This is a genomic window from Rhizobium atlanticum (genome assembly GCF_030182485.1).
Taxonomy (GTDB): Bacteria; Pseudomonadota; Alphaproteobacteria; order Rhizobiales; family Rhizobiaceae; genus Rhizobium.
Map to the genome: position 1 here is coordinate 1 of NZ_JAQJCJ010000021.1, position 18,639 is coordinate 18,639.

The 18,639-nt window shown below is 56.9% G+C and carries 16 protein-coding genes; 12 read left to right on the plus strand and 4 right to left on the minus strand.

The window, feature by feature from the left end:
* Positions 1 to 205: leucine zipper domain-containing protein (locus PH551_RS26000; RefSeq protein ID WP_285195592.1), on the minus strand; the 205-nt coding region annotated here is incomplete at its 3' end.
* A 354-nt stretch (positions 206 to 559) separates the two neighbouring features.
* Positions 560 to 1,429, minus strand: coding sequence for a DUF6030 family protein (locus PH551_RS26005; protein WP_350223862.1), 870 nt, complete (start codon positions 1,427 to 1,429; stop codon positions 560 to 562).
* A gap of 536 nt (positions 1,430 to 1,965) precedes the next feature.
* On the opposite strand from PH551_RS26005, the gene PH551_RS26010 reads away from it, so the two are divergent.
* The 7 genes from PH551_RS26010 to PH551_RS26040 all read left to right on the plus strand — a co-directional run bounded on the left by PH551_RS26010 (position 1,966) and on the right by PH551_RS26040 (position 7,559).
* Complete coding sequence (locus PH551_RS26010; protein WP_285195594.1) at positions 1,966 to 2,598, plus strand: class I SAM-dependent methyltransferase; 633 nt, start codon at positions 1,966 to 1,968, stop codon at positions 2,596 to 2,598.
* Between the two features lie 163 nt (positions 2,599 to 2,761).
* Positions 2,762 to 3,187: a helix-turn-helix domain-containing protein gene (locus tag PH551_RS26015; RefSeq protein WP_064804372.1), complete on the plus strand. Its 426-nt coding sequence runs from the start codon at positions 2,762 to 2,764 to the stop codon at positions 3,185 to 3,187.
* Positions 3,188 to 3,196: 9 nt separating this feature from the next.
* Positions 3,197 to 5,041, plus strand: coding sequence for a peptide antibiotic resistance protein (locus tag PH551_RS26020; RefSeq protein WP_285195595.1), 1,845 nt, complete (start codon positions 3,197 to 3,199; stop codon positions 5,039 to 5,041).
* Positions 5,042 to 5,061: 20 nt separating this feature from the next.
* Positions 5,062 to 5,274 carry a hypothetical protein gene (locus PH551_RS26025; RefSeq protein WP_285195596.1) on the plus strand — a complete coding sequence of 71 codons (213 nt, stop codon included), beginning with the start codon at positions 5,062 to 5,064 and terminating at the stop codon, positions 5,272 to 5,274.
* A 42-nt stretch (positions 5,275 to 5,316) separates the two neighbouring features.
* Complete coding sequence (locus tag PH551_RS26030) at positions 5,317 to 6,504, plus strand: YcaO-like family protein (protein ID WP_285195669.1); 1,188 nt, start codon at positions 5,317 to 5,319, stop codon at positions 6,502 to 6,504.
* Positions 6,501 to 7,208, plus strand: a complete 708-nt coding sequence (locus tag PH551_RS26035) for a TfuA-like protein (RefSeq protein ID WP_285195597.1) — start codon at positions 6,501 to 6,503, stop codon at positions 7,206 to 7,208. Before PH551_RS26030 ends, PH551_RS26035 begins: the two co-directional genes overlap by 4 nt.
* A 102-nt stretch (positions 7,209 to 7,310) precedes the next feature.
* Positions 7,311 to 7,559, plus strand: coding sequence for a hypothetical protein (locus PH551_RS26040; RefSeq protein ID WP_085780158.1), 249 nt, complete (start codon positions 7,311 to 7,313; stop codon positions 7,557 to 7,559).
* A gap of 353 nt (positions 7,560 to 7,912) precedes the next feature.
* Here the strand turns inward: PH551_RS26040 and PH551_RS26045 are convergent, their stop codons facing one another.
* Positions 7,913 to 8,119, minus strand: a complete 207-nt coding sequence (locus PH551_RS26045; protein WP_004676311.1) for a hypothetical protein — start codon at positions 8,117 to 8,119, stop codon at positions 7,913 to 7,915.
* Between the two features lie 1,581 nt (positions 8,120 to 9,700).
* On the opposite strand from PH551_RS26045, the gene PH551_RS26050 reads away from it, so the two are divergent.
* Positions 9,701 to 10,750, plus strand: coding sequence for a glycosyltransferase family 2 protein (locus PH551_RS26050; RefSeq protein WP_285195598.1), 1,050 nt, complete (start codon positions 9,701 to 9,703; stop codon positions 10,748 to 10,750).
* Here the strand turns inward: PH551_RS26050 and PH551_RS26055 are convergent.
* Entirely contained in the window at positions 10,739 to 13,771 is a 3,033-nt protein-coding gene (locus tag PH551_RS26055) for a trifunctional glycosyltransferase/class I SAM-dependent methyltransferase/polysaccharide deacetylase (RefSeq protein WP_285195599.1), read from the minus strand. The genes PH551_RS26050 and PH551_RS26055 overlap by 12 nt on opposite strands.
* 116 nt (positions 13,772 to 13,887) lie before the next feature.
* Between PH551_RS26055 and PH551_RS26060 the strand changes: the two genes are divergently transcribed.
* Genes PH551_RS26060 through PH551_RS26075 form a run of 4 tightly spaced genes read left to right on the plus strand, consistent with a single transcriptional unit; the run spans position 13,888 to position 18,578 of the window.
* A complete protein-coding gene (locus PH551_RS26060) occupies positions 13,888 to 14,736 on the plus strand; it encodes an ABC transporter permease (RefSeq protein ID WP_285195600.1) in 849 nt (282 codons plus the stop codon).
* Positions 14,733 to 16,034 (plus strand): ABC transporter ATP-binding protein, encoded by a 1,302-nt coding sequence (locus PH551_RS26065; RefSeq protein ID WP_285195601.1) that lies wholly within the window; start codon positions 14,733 to 14,735, stop codon positions 16,032 to 16,034. Before PH551_RS26060 ends, PH551_RS26065 begins: the two co-directional genes overlap by 4 nt.
* Positions 16,034 to 17,218, plus strand: coding sequence for a glycosyltransferase family 2 protein (locus PH551_RS26070; RefSeq protein WP_285195602.1), 1,185 nt, complete (start codon positions 16,034 to 16,036; stop codon positions 17,216 to 17,218). Before PH551_RS26065 ends, PH551_RS26070 begins: the two co-directional genes overlap by 1 nt.
* On the plus strand, positions 17,211 to 18,578 hold the full coding sequence (locus PH551_RS26075) for a glycosyltransferase family 2 protein (protein ID WP_285195603.1): 1,368 nt from the start codon (positions 17,211 to 17,213) through the stop codon (positions 18,576 to 18,578). The genes PH551_RS26070 and PH551_RS26075 overlap by 8 nt, the downstream gene beginning before the upstream one ends.
* Positions 18,579 to 18,639 lie beyond the last annotated feature (61 nt).

Sequence of the window (18,639 nt, forward strand, 5' to 3'; positions counted from 1 at the left end):
GGGGCATGGCATGAGGTCGGGAGGAACGATCGAGCATCGCCTCTCGACCACCGGCCTTGAAACGCTCGACCCAACGGGCGACGATCTTGGCCGCGACGCCATAGGCCTGTGCTGCCTGAGCCTGGGTCAGATGCCCTTCGATAACAGCAAGCGCCATTTGTTCCCGGCGCAACGGCGTCAGTCGGGCATTCTTATGAATGTTCATTCGCGGCGATCCTTCCGACTCGAGGTGTGATAGCTCCAGTCTCCTAAATCCGCTTTGAATGGACAACCTCCCGAAAGCTCACATCTAGAGCCTTTCCGGGTTAGATTGAAGCATTCTGTTGGCTCAATCGAGTCGGATGGTCGACCGGCCGGCGCGCGTCGTAGCCCAGTTCTACGGCCAAGCCGGCCGGTCGATCAGCCGGCCCGTTTCAGCCAACCCGAAGGGCCGGGCATCTTTCCGCCAGGATCAAAGGCGATCGGCTCGGACGTACCTTGGGGTATGCCCGTCGCCAATCGCCTTTGCCCTGACGAAAACCTGCTCCGGCAGAATGCTTCAAGCTAACCTGGAAAGGCTCTAATTGCGATTTACTGCCGGCGGCTCTTGATGGGGAAGTTCCGGCTGCGCGCGGTTGGCCGCAATTGCGGGCTCCGGCGCGGGAAGCCATGTTCTGCCGGAAAAGTAATTCCTCGCCCTTTTCTGGGGGGCTGAGATTGCCTCCAGCGAGAGGGTAAAATTGTAGCGCTCCGGATTGAGCACCTCGTGGGTGAAGGCGATATTGGCTCCGAAGCCGTCTTCCTTGACGTCCTTCAAGTTTTTTATCGCATTCAGGGTCTCATGAAAATCGAGCCATTGCGGTTGAAGCAGCATGGTTTCGAAAACTCGCAGGATCGCCGGATCGAGCTGGCCATTCCGATCCGTTCCGGGATTGACGATCTTCACGCGCATGCTGCTGATCGTGCCGGCGGCATCGCCACGAACAATGACGAAGATGGAATTCGCGAGCTGATCCTTCTCGCGCTTGGCGCTGTGCTCGTAAAAGCACTCGAACGTGTCGGCATTGAAGCTGGCCGCCGCCCATTCGCTGGTCTGAACGCCCGCTTGGCGCAGCGCCGCGCACATTGCAGGCCCTGATATGCGCCATGTGCGCAGAAAAGCCGACGCGGTCTGTGCCATGGGCGCTTCGGTGGCATGCAGAGGAAGCTTGTAGGTCGCCGGCGGCTCCGGTCGGGGAAGCGCTTTGGGCGGCGGCGGCTTATCCTCAGGGGGGAAAAGATCCAAGCCGAAATAATGGCCGATCGCCCTCAGGTGTTTCATGTCGTTGGACAGAAGCACCGTTCCGATGACCAGCGAGAGGGAAATCGTCAGCAGCAACCAGAAGATCACGGGAATCCGCGGTTTTCCTGCCGGCTGTTTGGCATACGCGGGCGACGAATTATCGGGCAAGCTTGTCTTCTCCGGCACGCGAGAAGGGTTTCGTTGGTCTGTCTAGATCCCAGCAGTATACATGATCCGGTTAAATATCTTTTGGCTTCGTGTCTGCAACCGAGCGCTCTTTCATCCGAGCCCTCATGAAAAGCGCGCGATCGGTTCGCCGAGAGCGCTTCAACGGCATTTCAGTCGAGAATTCCAATACAGCATTCGGCAATTCGGCGAGAGATAGCCGCGGATCTTGCCGCTTCTGTGGTCGCATAGGGGCGTTGTCCGAAATGAATTGAAATAAATACGAGTTTTTTGAAAAGATTGTTGAATTGACACAGTTATTTTCAGCTCTCAGTCGAGCATATTGAGATATTTAGTAGCATTGTCAGGCAAGCTGGCTTAATTTCAGCAATTTTTTCGCGCTTAACGTTCATAATTATTTGATGAGTTCTAAATTATTTCGAACATATATTTGTATGCTGACGAATTTAGGCGAATTCGATCAAATTTTCGACGTATTAATCGATAGGGTTTGCGTGCAACAGCAGAAAGGAGAGACCATGTCCATCGAGCTAGACGCAACCACCTATATTCACGCCAAACCGACAACCGCGCACTCCTACATCTTGCCCAAAATCTTCGATGTACTGGAGAATCATTTCGACGGCTCAGCGGAAAATGACGTCTTCGATCTCGGCTGCGGAACCGGCGGGGCTGCGGCGACTCTTGCGAAAGCAGGATATGATGTCGTCGGCGTCGATCCTTCCAGCGACGGGATCAGCAAGGCCAATATCCGTTATCCCGGCCTGGCGCTGAGCGTCGGCTCGGCCTATGACGACCTGTCCCGGGAATATGGCAACTTCAGCGCCGTTATCAGCCTGGAGGTCGTCGAGCATGTCTACGATCCGAAGAGCTTCACCGCGACGATGTTTGATCTCGTCAAGCCCGGCGGCATCGCGGTGATATCGACGCCCTATCACGGCTATCTGAAGAATCTGGCTCTGGCTGCGACGGGAAAAATGGACGATCACTTCATGCCGTTGAGGGATCACGGGCATATCAAGTTCTGGTCGAAAAACACATTGCGCACACTGTTGCTGGAGACCGGCTTCGCTAACGTCCGTTTCGAATATGTTGGAAGAATTCCTGCCTTTGCCAAATCAATGATCGCCGTCGCCGATAAGCCGCTTTAGCCGGGCGGCGCGACATTGCGCGGTTCGCCGCAGTAGTCCAGAGGTTGTTCTACTGCGTGCCGTGATGAAAAAAACCGTTCTGAAATATTTACTTTTAGTTGCATTCTTGCTTAAACTCTCCATTATACAGCCGGCGTATTGATGAAGCGGGAGACTTAAGCAGATGAAGGCCAAATCGCCGAATTCCATCGATGTCTATGTTGGCAACCGCGTGAGAGTTCGGCGAAAGACGCTCGGCATGACCCAGCATGGCTTGGCCGAACTTCTTGGCATCACCTTCCAACAGATTCAAAAATACGAAAAAGGAACGAACCGGATCGGCGCCAGCCGCCTTCAGCGCATTTCCGAGATCCTTCGCGTGCCGGTCGGCTTCTTCTTCGAGAACGGCGGTTCCGGGCCGATCGAAGGCGAGACGAGCGAATTGAACAAGTTTTTGTCCTCGAAGGAAGGGCTCGCGCTCAATAAAGCGTTCATCGCCATCGAAGATCCCAACATCAGGCAGAAGCTGGTGGCCTTGGCCAAAAGTCTGGCGATGACGGGATTGCCCGACGTCGATAGCGACCTGCAGGATCCGGTTGTACACAACTGAGGATGGACCGTGCTTCATCTGCAGACATTTGGCGATCTGCGGCTGACTGAGTCGGATGGCGAGCCGGTTCGCTATCCGATCAAAGGTCTGTTGATGATGGCCCACATCTATGCGGGTGCGAGCCATGAACTCAGCCGTTATGAACTGGCCCAGTTTCTATGGAGCGACGTCGAGCCCGAATTGGCGCGGCTCAATTTGCGCAAAATGCTGTCCCGCATCCGGGAGATGGACGGCGGACGCACGGAAGTAGCCTTCGATTTCACTGCCACGACGGTTTGCCTCAACAAGGAGGTGGTTTCCAGCGATCTGGATGTCTTTCGAGCCGGCGGCTCGCCGCTGGATCGACTACAGGCGATCGCCGAATCGATGCAGCGCGGCTTCATCGGAAATATCAAGCCGGCGACAAAGCAGATAGATGCTTGGATCAGGGCGCAGCGGGACGCCCATGCGCTGCAATTGCGGCAAGCATTGCTGGAGGCGCTGCCCGATGTGCAAAAGCCGGGTGCTGCGCGCATCATCTCCAGCGCCGCCCTACAAATCCTTGAGCGGGATCCGAATGACGAGCAGGTCAGGACATTGCTGCATCGGCTATCCGGCGGCGCATCGTTCGGCGAGAGATTGCCGGAAGGCGGCGGCCAAACAAGGGTGGAGGTGAAGCGTCCCGAGCCCGGCAGCCAGCCGACCGATATCGAACACATGTCGCCGATCCCAAGGATCCTTCCCCGTCTGGTGTTGCTTCCCCCGACGGCGAAGCACGCCGATGCCGGACTTGCACTTGCCAACGCCCTGATCGAAGACGTCACAATCGAACTCTGTGCACTTCGGCATATTTCCATCGTCGCTCCGCATACGGCCGGACAGATCCGCCGCGACTCCGAAAAAGCGGCGGTGGTCGCCAGGCACTCGATTGCCTATCTTCTCGACACCCGGTTTTCCGAAGAGGGATTGTTCGCCCAGCTGATCTATTTCCCCACGGATGAGATCGTCTGGGCCAATCGTTTTAAGATGACCCCCGATATTTTGCCGCGTCAAAGGCGGGTTATCGCCCAGCAGTTGACCGAGTCGGTGGCGCGTGAGCTGGCTGAAAACGAGGAGGAACGGCTACGTTTCGAAGCCAATCCTGAAGCCTATCACGCCTATCTCGTCGGCTCCAGCCTGATGAGCAAGCTGACGCTGCCGCATATCCGCCGGGCAAGGAAGGCGTTCAAGCAGTCGCTGTCGCATAGGTCGGATTTCTCCCCGTCATTTACCGGGCTGGCAAGAACTTTCACCAGCGAGTGGCTCGTGACGGCGCAGGGAAACAATGAACTGCTGCACCTGGCAGAGCAGCATGCGCTTCGCGCAATCGAGCGAGATCCGGGATCGGCGGCGGGCCATCGCGAGCTCGGGGTCACCAGACTTTATCTCGGTGATGTGGATGCCAGCGTCGCAGCCCTTCACCTGGCGGAAGAGCTCAGTCCGCATTTTGCCGATGTCATCTACAGTCATGCCGACACGCTCGTGCATGCATCCCGCCCCGGCGACGCGCTCGCCAAGATCAGAAAGGCAATTTCGCTCAATCCGATCGCACCTGACGCCTATCTCTGGTGTGCCGCTGGAGCCAGTTTCTTTTTGGAACAGTACGAGGAGGCCATCGCCTATGTCGAAGCGATGAAAGACAAAGCGCCGGCCCATCGTATCGCCGCGGCCAGTTGCGCAATGATCGGCGATCGAAAACGGGCACTCTTCCATCGGCAGCGCGCCGAAAGCATCAACCCGGTGTTCGACGTCGAGAAGTGGCTCGCCATCGTTCCCTTCAAGGAGCACTGGCAAAAAGAGCTATATCGGGAGGGCCTGTTGAAGGCTGGTTTTTAACAATAGCTGAGGGGCATTACATGGCGAAAGCTATCATTATAGGAATACCGGGCGAGGAAGGTCTTTGGCTCGCCGATCTCGACGCAGGAACCGTCAAACCGCTCAATCCGACGGGGGAATTGGCGACTGCGAGCAGCCTGCGCAAAGCCGGTGGCATATTCGTGAAGGGCGTCGATTTGGCCGTCGCCGTTTCGTCGGCGCAGGTCGCGCTTTCCGGTCACGTCGACGGCTGAGCCAGCATTCTGACGGACCGGTCCATATATTCCGACAGGATCATATCGCCGCGGGAAACTCTTTCCCGCGTCGAGCCTTTTTTAGCTCGGTTCGGCATTACCAGGATTGCACGACATACCGGGCTTGATGACATCGGAATTCCCGTCTGGTGCTCCTATACCCCGAATTCACGCTCAATCGTGATTGCTCAGGGGAAGGGGCTGACCGATATCGACGCCAAAGTATCCAGCGTCATGGAGGCTGTGGAACGGGCAGTTGCCGGCGAACCTTTCGTTGATCCTGTCCGCAATACCTCGTTCGGTCTGCAGGCGATGGGGCACAAGATCGATACGCTGAGCTGCCTGATCGCCATGCATAAACCCGACCTCAGGCCAGACGAGGAGACGGAATGGGTGGCCGGCATCAACATCCTCACCGGCGAGCCGGTTTATATCCCTTTTGAAGCGGTGCTGCTCGACCGCACGCGCGATGCGCGATACTGGATGTCATCTGATGGCTTGGCATCTGGAAACAATTTCGAGGAGGCCGTTTTCCACGGCGTGCTCGAGCGGATTGAGCGGGATGCGACCGTGCTGTGGCAGGTTGGCGGGGAAAGGGATCGTTATGCCGGCTGCGTCGATCCCCGCGGCTTCAAGGATGAAGCACTGACCGGGTTGATCGACAAGATCGAAAAATCAGGATTGGCGCTCCGGCTCTTCGATATCACAAGCGATCTCGCCATTCCCTGTTTCACCGCCATTCTGGGTCCCAGGGACTCCGTTCCAGGCCAGCCGGATCGCCAAGGCGGCAGGGACATTCGACTCGTCGAGGTGACCGGCGGTACGGGAGCCCATCCGTCTCCCGTGCGCGCGGCCATCCGGGCGGTAACGGAAGCCGCACAATCCAGGCTCACCTATATCAGCGGAGCCAGGGACGATATTTCTCCCGCCACGTTCTCGAGATCCTTGCCGCCGCTCATGCGGCGAGCCTTCGACGCGGTTCCGATCTCGCCGGCTGCCGGTCCTGTCCGCCACCGAACGCCGGGACATCGGGATCTGACGCATTTGTTGCAGCATGTGGTGGAGGCTTTGCGGAACAAAGGGATCAACTCGGTCATCGCCGTACCCCTCAGCGACGACGCGCTTCCCTTTGGCGTCGTCAAGGTCGTTATCCCCGAACTCGAAAATCCGGAGGGGTCGCGTGCTCGCCAGTTTGGAACAAGGGCGCTCGCGAGAGCGATAGGCTTTTGAAGGTCATTTTCGCGGGTCCCAGTCTTCCCGACGCAGGCTCACTTGCCGGCGAGGGGATACGCGTCCTGCCGCCCGCCACGCAGGGCGATGTTTTGGCTGTGGTGGAACAGGGTGCCAATGTCATCGGTCTGATTGATGGCGGTTTCGAATACGCCGCGCCGGTCTGGCATAAGGAAATTCTCCGTGCTCTTTCGCTTGGCGTGACTGTCCTCGGAGCGGCAAGCATGGGCGCGCTGCGCGCTGCGGAATGTCATTCGTTCGGGATGATCGGGATCGGCCGCATTTTCGAAGACTATCGGACGGGTCGGCTGGTCGACGATGCCGCCGTTGCACTCCTGCACGCGCCGAGCGCGCTGGGCGGCAAGCCGCTGACCATACCGCTGGTCAATGTCTGCGCCACGCTTGATGCCATGGAAAGGAATGAGTTGCTCGCAGATGGGCTGCGCCAGGTCATTGAAGACGCCGCGAACGCAATATTCTTCAAGAGGCGGACGTGGCGGGCAATCGTCGAGCAATGCGCTGACGTAGCCGAGCCAGATCGCCCGCACCTTCTGGCCACTCTCGTGTCGCATTCCGTTGACCAAAAACGCATCGATGCATTGGAATTGGTAAAGATGGTGCAGTCGACCGCCGATATTCGCGTGAATGCCGGTTTGTCCTGGAAACTGCGCGAAACCTCGTTCTCCACACGGTCCGCATTGTGAAGCGAAGACGACGATCGTCACCGAGGGTTGTGTCACGCTTTTTTCACGGGCTCGACCACGTCAGCCCGCGTATCATTCCTTCTATTCGTTGGAGAAATGGACATGGGCGTGACATCGACTATTGAACTAGATGGAGATCTAGGGGCGAAAGACGCTCTGGACGAACTGGTCGCATTGGCACGGATGATCGCCTATGCGCGACAGGTTGCTCAGGATGTCAAGCTGCAATTCGCGACGAATTGCCTCGACCTTGCTCTTGAGGCGGTGAAGCAGGAAGTCGGAGAGGGGCTGACCAGAGAGTTGGCCGAATTGAGCTCTCCGGTTCCGCAAGTCAGCGTAAAAAGACATTAGTGCCCGCTTTCATGCTGCAAACTCGGATAGCCCGAAAATCACATCGATTTTGGGGCTATATGCGACTGTGCATATGGGAGGGCCGCAGAAAACCGGCTCCGGTCGGTTGCACAGCAACGGTCTGTCGGGCTGAAACGAGTGCCCTGAGGCCTGTCTATCGGCAATCCATCTGAATTGTGGTTTGGGAGAAGCCTCGGCTTGTCGCGGGCTGGACAACCGCCGCTCATTCGATGGCGTAAAGATAGGTTCAGAACGAATGGTAAGCGGTTTGGCTGGCGTTGTCTCCGGGCAGGGAGGCGGCGGCGATATCGGTTTGCGGTCGTCCGACGATCGGCCGAGCCGGCCGATCATGATCAATGGGTCAAATTGCGCTTCTGGGCCAGCAGTAAAATATAGTCGTCGGCAATGTCCGCGATGGCCATTGCGACTTCCGCCGGATCGCACCCCTCGACCTTCGTGTTTGCAATGAACTGATAAACCGCCTTCTCGATCTGTTTGCGGCAAATCATCACGCGTTCATCATAACCAAATTCCGGAATCTGCGATGCCATATCACTCATCAGGGTGGCTCCTCACTACTTCCAGTGACCATGACACAAATTATAAGTTGAGCAAGCAAATGCTTTACGAACGGTTAATTCGATCACGAGGTGCGACCATTTCGACACAGCTTGACGCGAGAACGGACATTCGAGGCTGTTGTCTGCGGCGATGCGTTTGGTACTCCGGAGCCCTCGTTCCATGCGGGTGACCGCTTAAACGAGGATGGTCGTCTCTTAGCCTGCGGCCTCGCGTGCCCGGGGTCTCGGCTCATCATGCGAATTTGTCATGCCACGTCGAAAGGCGCGCCTTATAATGTCCGACCAGTGGCGTGATGAACGGCGATAACCCTTGATTTACTGGTGTTTCGAAGCTTCATTCGCCTCGAGATCAGCACTCTTTGGTATCGAATTGCGCCGCCACGTCTTCGGTGCCTGTCGGTGCGAAGACTTTCGGGCCGCCCGTCGTACTGCCCGTTCGACAGTACTATATGGTTACAGCACTGCCGAAACGGCACTCAGCAAACTAACGAGAGCGATTCCATATTTCTGGAAGGAATGCATCTCCATTATCTACCGGTCGGAAATTAATAACCCTTAAGGATAGCGTAATACAAATCAAATTATATCAAACGAGGAAAACATTAATTTCACACCATGGTTGTATTTATAAATCTACCGCAAGATGAGTTCGATTATGCTAATGCTGTGAACAAGCTGTGACGAGCGAATGTAATGCGGTAGGATGATCTCTGATCTGACAATAATACCACGTGGCGAATTTGCTGTGCCCGACCCAGGAACCAGCGCCCTGGCTCTGCGTAAACTTTCGAGCTTCTCCGAGCTAGATTGAACGATCCTCTTGGCTCAAGCAGAGTCGGCTGGCGATCAGTCCATCCGGGTGTCTCCAGCCAAAGGCGATCGGCCGGGAGTACCAGGAGGTATGCCCGAGCCGATCGCCTTTGCCCTGACGAAAACCTGCTCCCCAGAATGCTTCAAGCTAACCTTGGAAAGGTCCTAGCAAAGTTGAGGACCCGCCGGGGTGGTGACGGGTCCTCGGGTAAGATTGCCTGCGCAGTACGAAGACATGATTGCCATTAAATTCGATATTGTCACGGATTATTGTTGGGTTGTCGTGTTTTCTCACATTTTATCGCTTTATTGCTGCGATGATATTTGTAGCTTCCTAGATTGTACTTAAAAATGAGAGGCTTTGCCGATGGAGTGGAATCACTGGCTTTCCGGAGCATTTCTTTTTCTCTCGATTGGCGGAGATGTCCTATCTTCGAGGAGACGCAACGGACTTTTCGCCGCACCGCCAACGCGCTGCGCGTCATAGATCCCGACAGGTGTATGGTCCTCGTCGACCCAAGGTCGTTGTGCGCATTAAGGGCACGATCGGCGGGTTTGAGTTCGGCTTCTTGCGAACGGGCATGATTAACGCGGCCCGCGCTAAAGCGTTGTGCGGCCGACAATCTACCGGCTAGGAACAGCTGCTGGGTAGAAATACCTTTTTCGAAGAACCACTACCCCATTATTGACACTCAAGCCTGCATCTTGATGTATCCTATTTGAGATTGTGGAGCCTTCGGAGTTAAGAGCTTGAAGAAATCGGCAAGAAGTGACGTAACTGTTGCTGTTGTAATCCCTGCCTATAACGCGGAACGAACTCTGGCTGAAACAATCAGCAGCGTTCGCAATCAAACACATCATGCGCTCGATATCGTCGTGGTGGACGACGGTTCTAAGGACCATACCCTGGCTATTGCGCAAGCAGTCGCTGAAATAGATCCGCGTGTTCGAGTATTAAAGCAAAGAAATTCCGGCGTCGCCGCTGCTCGAAATGCGGGTTGGCGCTCTACGTCTGCCGACTTGGTGGCATTCCTAGATGCTGATGACATTTGGTCACCTGATAAAATTGAGCGACAATTGGCTGCATTGGAGAGAGGTGGTCCCAATGTCGGCCTAGTCTACACTTGGTATGCAATGATTGACCACAACAACTACATCATCTACCGGAGTGATGAGGTTTCCATCGAGGGAGATGTGCTCGACGAGGTACTTGCGGATAACTTCATTGGAAATGCAAGTTCGCCACTCGTACGGCGGAATATTCTTGACGCGACGGGAGGATTTGACTCCTCACTCCAACAGCGTGACGCGCAGGGGTGTGAAGATCTCCTCTTCTACTGCTTGGCCGCTGAATTCTCACATTTTGTGGTGGTGCCGGATTATCTTGTCGGCTATCGCCAAACGCCAGACAACATGTCATCCAACCTGACGCGAATGCTACGGTCCTGGATTCTGGTCGCGGATGAAATGCTCAAGAGACACCCGGAAAAGCGTTTTGCAGTCCGGGCCGGCCTAAGCCGCTGTGGCCGCTGGCTCGTCCAGAAGGCGGTTGAACAGCGCCGATACCGCGAGCTCATCAGACTTGTCGCAACCATGTCGCGACATGACAAGCCAATTGCAGCCAAGATGCTTGTGGTCGACACGGGATCAAAGGCGATGAGGAGACTGAAAAGAGAGGCCCGATCGTGGCTGAAGCAGAAATCGTATTTCTCTTCAAATCCCGATCACCGATTTGCCTTAGGAACAAAGTACGATGCGGGTTGGACGGTGGCCCCCCCCATTCTTGTCTCAGCCAAATAGCAGATTTGCGAACTCTGATCGGGTGATCCCGCTGAAAACCTCCTGTCTTTTCAATGCGAGCTTATCTGCATTTGCCTGCACCCTGCCACCGACGCAGCTTAGCCCGATCCGGTAGCCACACTGTTCGGCTATCTCCCTGATAGCGGGGTCGAAGTCGCCGTACGGATATGCGACCGCCAGCACTTCTCGACCTAGGCATTTCTCGAGCATAGCCTTGGAGCCAGCAAGCTCTCGCAATAGGCTCTCCGGTGCCAGGGCAGACAAACGCACGTGCCGGGCACCGTGGGCGCCCAGCGTCACGTCGCTGTTCGCGACCGCCGCAAGTTCCTCCCAAGTTAGTAGTGGAGCTGGCGGTCCATAGGCCGAATCCCATATTGCAGAGCTGCCGACCCTATCGGTTGGGACAAAGAGCGAGGATGGGAAGCCATATCGATGTAGCAGGGGGAGGGCATGCGTCATGAAATCGCGTGTAGCGTCGTCGAAGGTCAGAACCAACGTCTTTTCGGGCGGTTTGGCGCCTTCGTCGAAACAAGCAAGCAGCCGATCCAAAGTCATTCCTCGCCATCCGGCGTCGCGCAGGAAGGCCAGTTGGGATTCGAAGGCCTCTGGAGACTGGCGGTATCGAGAAAGCTGTTCCGGGCCATCGTCCGAAACCTGATGGTACATCAAGATCGGGACATCGTTCCAGTCGGCGGCCGATTCCACAACTCGCCCGCCTCTCCAGCGTACTTGGCTGGCGACTTGAAGAGGCAGAGGCTGCGCCGTGTTTACTTCCACGCGTGTAGGGTCTAGGAAGCCCCCGCGCTCTACCTTCTCGAACCTTTGGATTCTATAGAGCGGACTCTTGGCTTCAGCCGAGAGAGTTAAATCCGGATGTTGGTCAAACGTCTCACCTATGCCGATCGCACCGAATTCATGCGGCCACCCAAAGCCTGTCTCATTCGGCCTATCGATCAGGAGGTTGGCGTGAGCGGTAACGAACCAACCACCAGTTCGAAGACTGCCCGCAATCTTATCGACTATCTGCCGGAGCTTTTCTCGGTTCTCCAAGTAGTACAGAACTTCACTGCAGACGATGAGATCGTAAGGCCCTCCCAGCTCGTCCCTCAAAAGATCCAACTGCCGATAGGCCACCGGAGAATCATGGTCCTGAAGCGAGGCCGCTCGAGCGACTGCTGACGCCGAAATGTCGGTTGCCAGCAGGTTGTCGACGCGGGGCGCCAACATCCGTGTAAAGGTTCCTTCCGCGCAGGCCAGCTCAAGGCCGTTTGAAAAGCGGCGATCGTCCAACAACGACAATGTTTGAAGATATTTCACAGTCTCATAGTTATTTCGGTAGTCCCAAGGATCGACCTGGGAAAAAAGCTCCTCCCAGTACGCTTCCGTATCGTACCTCGGCACCTCATCGCCCGCCGGGCCGGTTTTTTTCGACGGCTTCTCATTTAACATCTGCCTCGAGGCTGCAATCGCCCGCTGTCGTTCCTCGTCGACGATTCGGTCGAATTCGGCGCGCCCGGCATGCGCGGTGACCAACATCGAATCGACATGTGTTGGTGTCGGCTCCTCCTTGCGCCACCAACCCGCTACTGTCTTAGCTTTCGCCATGAGGTTCAGCACCCGTTGAGCTACTCGGCGGTGACTTGGCGCTGCCATGCTGGCGGAGGCGACGTGCCCGTCATGCTGATCAGGAAGATTGGCGGAACCATCTTCTGCCGACAAACCCGCTGTTGGGTGCATGAGATCGTCGAACTCAGAGCCGAACTCCATTCTAAGCCGGTTTCGTATAGCATTGGCTTCGATTGCTCCGAAGACAACAAACTCCACTTGCCCGAGCAGACTCGGACCTCGCCAGATGCAACAGCGTAACCGCTCAATGCCGGGCAAGATGAGGTCGACGATAGGGCCATCCAAATCAATTGGCTGTATCCTTGTTGTTCCGATCGTGGTGAGCACGTTGGTCGGTAGTTGGTCAGCCACCTTTCGCTCCAGTGAACGAACCAACAGGGAACCAAAAGTTTCTTGGGGACCATGACGATTAAACCAAGCCTCAAGATCGGGAAGCTTGCCCTGGATCTTCGACCAGAGTCCGGGCCAAATCGGTTCGTCCGGGAAGGCGCCGACCGCAATCCCGTCTACCATTATTGCGCTGAGCGCGTAGGCATCGGCGTCAGGTGGGATTGGCTCAGCCACTCGGTCGAGCAGTTCGCCTGGATGATCGCCTTGACCTATTGAGGCGCCGACGAGCCAGATCGCGAGATACCAGCATGCCGTTCCCAACGCGGCCTGCTTTATCCCCTGGGCGAACGCCGGCACCGGATCGGCGACGCGCGGATCGGAATGGTGGCCGCGCCGGATCACCTTAAGACCAAAATCGAGATGTTTGATCCTGTTCGACGATAGCGAGCCGGCCGTTACGCTTACGTCAGCCATCAGGCCTTCGACCGGCGCAAACTCGGCGCCAGCCCGGGCGAGGCGCTGCCACAGGTCCCAGTCCTCGCACATTTTCATCTCTGGATCGAAGCCGCCGATTTCTGTAAGCCGGGACCGGCGAACCAAGGCTGCGTGGATCGCGAAAGGGCAATAGCGCGCTGTTTCGGCAAACGGATTGTCCATTTTGACCGCGGGGTGAGACTGCCACCAGGGAGCACCATGTTTCAGGCGGCGCCAACCGCAATGCAGAATGTCGGCCTGCGGCAAAGTTCGCGTGTGACCTAGCATGATTTCAAGGTGGGAAAATGCCAAGGTGTCGTCTGAGTCGAGGAAGACGACCCAGTCGCCTTTCGCCTGCGCCAGCCCCGCATTGCGAGCAACTGACACGCCGCTCTGCTCCTGCCGCAGCACACGGAAGCGCGTATCCCGAGCCGCGAAACGGTCCGCGATCTGAGCCGTCTGATCGGTTGAACCATCATCAATGATGATGCATTCCCAGTCAGTATGACTTTGCGCTATCAGGCTCTCCAACGTCGAGGAAAGTGTTGTTTCCGCTCCATGCGCCGGTGTAATGATGGAAACTATAGGCATAATTGCTGCTTCCTGCGATAAAGATCACGCTGGAGTTACCGTGTGAGTTAGGGAGTATGATGATCTTTACTACTTTGAGGCAAGGTGTATCCAACCGATGGCAAAAGTGAGCCGAAATGCCTGAGCATCTCAAGGATCATGCGCTTGATCGCGCGAAGCGACGGGACCAATACAGCCGTCGTGATCAGTGGAAGCCCTTGATTCACATCTGTCTGCAATGGAAAGATCTGCTGTTAGCACTTCTGGCTCGCGATCTGAAGATGAGATATCAAAGGTCCGCAATTGGTCTCGGCTGGTCCTTGATGCGGCCATTGAGCCAGCTGCTGATTTTTTCCCTTATCTTTCGTCACGTCCTTCCCTTAAATATTCCCTACTACACCACTTTTGTCTTTTCCGGCGTGTTGGCCTGGGGCTGGCTCAGCACTGCGGTACCCGCAGCGGCAACTTCCATAACCGGCAGCAGCGAATTGGTGCGCCGGCCGGGCTTTCCGATCGGAATACTTCCTGTTGTCGCAGTCATCACTCAAGCAGTGCACCTTCTGCTCGCTCTGCCACTCCTCTTCATCATCTCGTTTATCGAGACCGGGGGCCTTGCTTTGAGCATCGCGGCACTTCCACTCGTGTTCCTTGCGCAGGCGCTGTTCACGATGGGTCTGTCCTATCTTGTCGCGATTGCACATGTCCATTTCCGCGATACTCAACATTTGGTAGGCGTGTTTTTGATGCTGGGTTTCTACCTGACCCCTGTGTTCTACAGCCCGCTTAAGGCGAGTGAGCCGATGGCGCTAATCCACACCTGGAACCCGATGGCCTGGATTCTCGAGGGCTACCGCGTCATTTTCGTCGAACACGCGTGGCCTCCGGTTGCTATCTATTGGAAGACTGCACTGATTTCCTTGCCGATGCTTTTTATCGGCATTTGGCTGGTCGAGCGTGGCAGCGCGCGCCTGGTGGACGAGCTATGAGGCAAGGCGCCATCATCGTCCACGACGTCGGCAAGCGCTACCGTGCGCAAGGGGGGGCGCGCTCCACCACCTTGAAGGGTTACCTTTTATCCGGGCGGTCCGTGGTACAGTCGAAAAGCTTTTGGGGCCTGCGCCACATCAGCTTTGCGGTTACGCCAGGGCAAGCTGTCGGCGTGGTGGGCCTAAACGGGGCCGGCAAGTCCACTTTGCTGCGTCTGATCGGCGGCGTTGGTCGTCCCGACGAAGGGCAGATCAAGGTGGTGGGTCGAATTGGCGCCTTGCTCGACATCGGGGCGGGCCTGACCGACGATTTGACTGGGCGCGAGAACATCTTTCTGCTGGGGGTTATCGCGGGAATGCGGCGGACCGAGGTTGCCGAGCGGTTTGACGAGATTGTAGCCTTTGCCGAGTTGGAGGCGGCGGTTGAGAACCCCGTTCGTAGTTATAGCACCGGGATGCGCATGCGCCTGGCATTCGCGGTGGCCGTCCACGTGCGCCCGGACGTCTTGCTAATCGATGAGGCCCTCGCCGTAGGCGACCAAGCCTTCCAGCAGAAGTGCATTGCAAGAGTGAAGGAGATAATCAATGGCGGCGCCACCATATTCTTTGTGTCACACGACGTCTCGCAGATAAGAGAAATCTGCGATCACGTGCTATTCCTGAGAGCCGGCCGCGTCGTGGGCTACGGGCCAATCGATGAAATGCTGCCGCTTTATACCTCGGCGGTCGAGGCGAAGGTCGCCAGCGTCCAGCACGAACAGTTCGCCGTTACAAAATTGCCCGTTGAACTCGTGCCGCAGGTCAGCCGGTTCGGCAATGGCGAACTTCAGATCACAGCCGTAGCGTTGCTGAACGAGCAGAGCATGCCGACAAGTACCATCGCTGCGGGCGAACGGCTGTCGATTTCACTGACCTACGTTGGTGCCACCAGAGATCGCAACGCCATTATCGTCATCGGTGTCTACGCTGCGGACGATACGTGCTGTTTCGAGACCGACAGCAACTTGGCCGAATTTGCCCCTGTCGTGGACTCGGACACGGTGCGCATCGAAACAACGCTCTATCGTATCGACCTGGCGCCAGGTGACTATCGCGTAACCGTGGGGCTCTTTTCAGCAGACTGGCAGCAGGTTTACGATTATCATGCCGAAGTCTATCCGCTCGCCGTGACCGGATCCGGCCCAAGAAAAGGTATGCTGAATCCTCCGACACAGTGGCAGCAGGTGCAGCCAGGCCCCATCGCGACATCGCCGGACCACGGCTCATTGGGTCAGCCCAGATCGGATCCGAACTCCTGATGCGCCTTGCCGTTCGAGACATCGACATTCTCGACTTTCCGCCGGATTTTGAACCGACGGGTGACTATCAGGGTGCGCTTGTGCTGATCAGGGTCGCCGGTCGTCCGTGCGGCCAAGCTGTGATCGCCTTCGACACCGATGGCGGTAAGACGCCAATCAAGGACCGGATTCTGTCTGCGGCCGGTTCGTCGGTGTTCGAGGCTTGGTTAAGGCATTGGCTGGCCCTTCCTGACCCGTCGCCGAGTTCAAGTCAGTTGCCGAAAGCTTCCGTCGTGATCTGCACGCGCGATCGTACCGAAGATCTGGAGCGCTGCCTCACCGGGCTTTTGGCTATGCCCGATAAGGCCGATATTCTCGTCGTCGACAATGCTCCATCGAACGATGCCACGCGAGATCTAGTCAGCCGGTTCAATACAGTGAGATATCTGTGCGAACCGCGGCCTGGTCTTGACGTCGCGCGCAATACAGCCCTTCGCAATGCGGCAGCAGACGTCGTCGCCTTCATCGACGACGATGCGATCCCCGACCCGCTATGGCTTAGAACCTTGCTTCGCAATTTTGAGGACCCCCTGGTGCTGGCGGTAACCGGCCTCACAATGGCGGCAGAGCTGGAAACAGATTCGCAGATCGCGTTTCAATATTTGGGCGGTTTTTGCCGTGGTTTCAGGCGCCAAGTCTATGACGCCCACAACCTGGACCCATTCACCGGATGGCATGCGGGTGCCGGTGTCAATATGGCATTGCGCCGAACGATCGTTGACGCGGTAGGATGGTTCGACGAGGCGCTTGACGCTGGAACGCTCAGCCTGGCTGGTGGCGACACAGACATGTTCCGGCGTGTACTGGAAGCCGGGTATCGGATCATCTACGATCCTGAGGCTCTGAACTGGCACCGCCATCGTCGCTCAAGCGAGGAACTGCAGCAGCAGATGTATGGCTACGAGGCTGCATCGTTCGCCATCTTGACCAAGGCGCTCGTGTTCGAGGGAAACCTGCGTGCGCTCCCTCGCATGGTTCGTTCCTACGTCAGGCTTCTTCGGCGAGTGTTTCAACCTCGAAAGACACACCAATTCAGCCTGCCTTACAACGATGCCCTAACCCAGTTCAGAGGGGCTGCGAGCGGTCCGGTTCGTTATCTGCGCGCGCGGGCGCGAGCAGTGAAGGCGGGGCATAAGAATGGTTGACGTCAGCGTTATCATACCAACGCATAATCGTGCCGCCATGCTGAGGTCGCTTCTGGGCAAGCTCGACGCTCAGCGAGATGGGACACCCGCGTTCGAAATCCTGATCGTGGCTGACGGGTGTGAGGACGATACGTCGACAATGCTTGCGTCGCTTCATACCCGCGTTCCCCTTCGAACCCTGTCATTGCCGGGCGTCGGTCCTGCACTCGCCCGTAATGCGGGGGCCCAGGGTGCGAGCGGCCGTTTATTGATCTTCCTTGACGACGACATCGAGCCGGGGGCCAATTTCGTGGCGGCGCATGTCGCTGAACATCAGCGCCACCCCGGGGGCGTAGTGATAGGCCCCTATCCGCCACTCCCGCACATTGCTAAGGACCGCTTCCGCCTCACCGCGCGCGCATGGTGGACGAGGCACTTCGAACGCGTGTCGCTCCCTGGACATCAGTTCGCTTTTACCGATGTCTTGACAGGAAACCTTTCGCTCGATGCGGAACTGTTTCACGCCATGGGCGGGCTCGATCCTCAATTCGCCCGTGCACGAGAAGACTTCGAATTTGGCCTACGTCTGATCAAAAAAGGAGTTCCAATTCGTTTTGCTCCCGAGGCATTCGGCTATCATCTCGAACATCAGACCACGACGCTCGCCGGAAAGATGGTGCGCAGGCGTCATGAGGGGCGCTCCGATGCCTTGATGGCTCGCAAGCACCCCGACATACAGCGGCGGCTCGAGATCCATCGGTTTGTCGGGAGAAAGGGGCGGAAGAAACGTCTGCAAAGGACCATCGCAGCCCGCGTCGGTTCTGTCCTTGACCCCCTCGTCAAGGCTGGCCCCCACGTCCTCCAGATGTTGGAAAAGGCTGGCCTTCGCAGGCTCTATGAGAAGGTAGAGCGACAACTCAACGTATATCATTATCTTCGCGGCGCCGCCGAAGTATTGGGTGAGGACTGGCGGCTCCCGCCGGATCCAACAGCTTCTGCTCACGAAATCGAGGTGCTCTTGATCAATCTGGACCAAGGCCTGGAGGCAGCCGAAGCTATGCTCGCCGAACGCCGGCCCCTCGCTGCCCGTATCGTGAATGGGACGGTACTCGTCGGCGACATGCGTTACCGGATCGGCACCGAACCGTGGGACGCACGGCACCTCCGCCCGTGGTTGAACCGCCAGGCAATACGTGGATATCTTCCTGTCGCGCTTGCCGAATGGCAGGGTCAGCCAGCCAACTTCCCCACGCGTTTGTCCGACTTCACATTGAACTCCCTCAATGACCCCAGGTTCCACGCGCACAGCATCGAACAGCACGTCCAGTGGCTGCGAGCGAAATTGCGTTCAGCACTCTATGATAGTACGAGCAAATCGTAGCGGCCGGACTGCTGCAGCCGAGGCGAGATAGTGAATGGGTACGGGAAAATTCATATCCTTG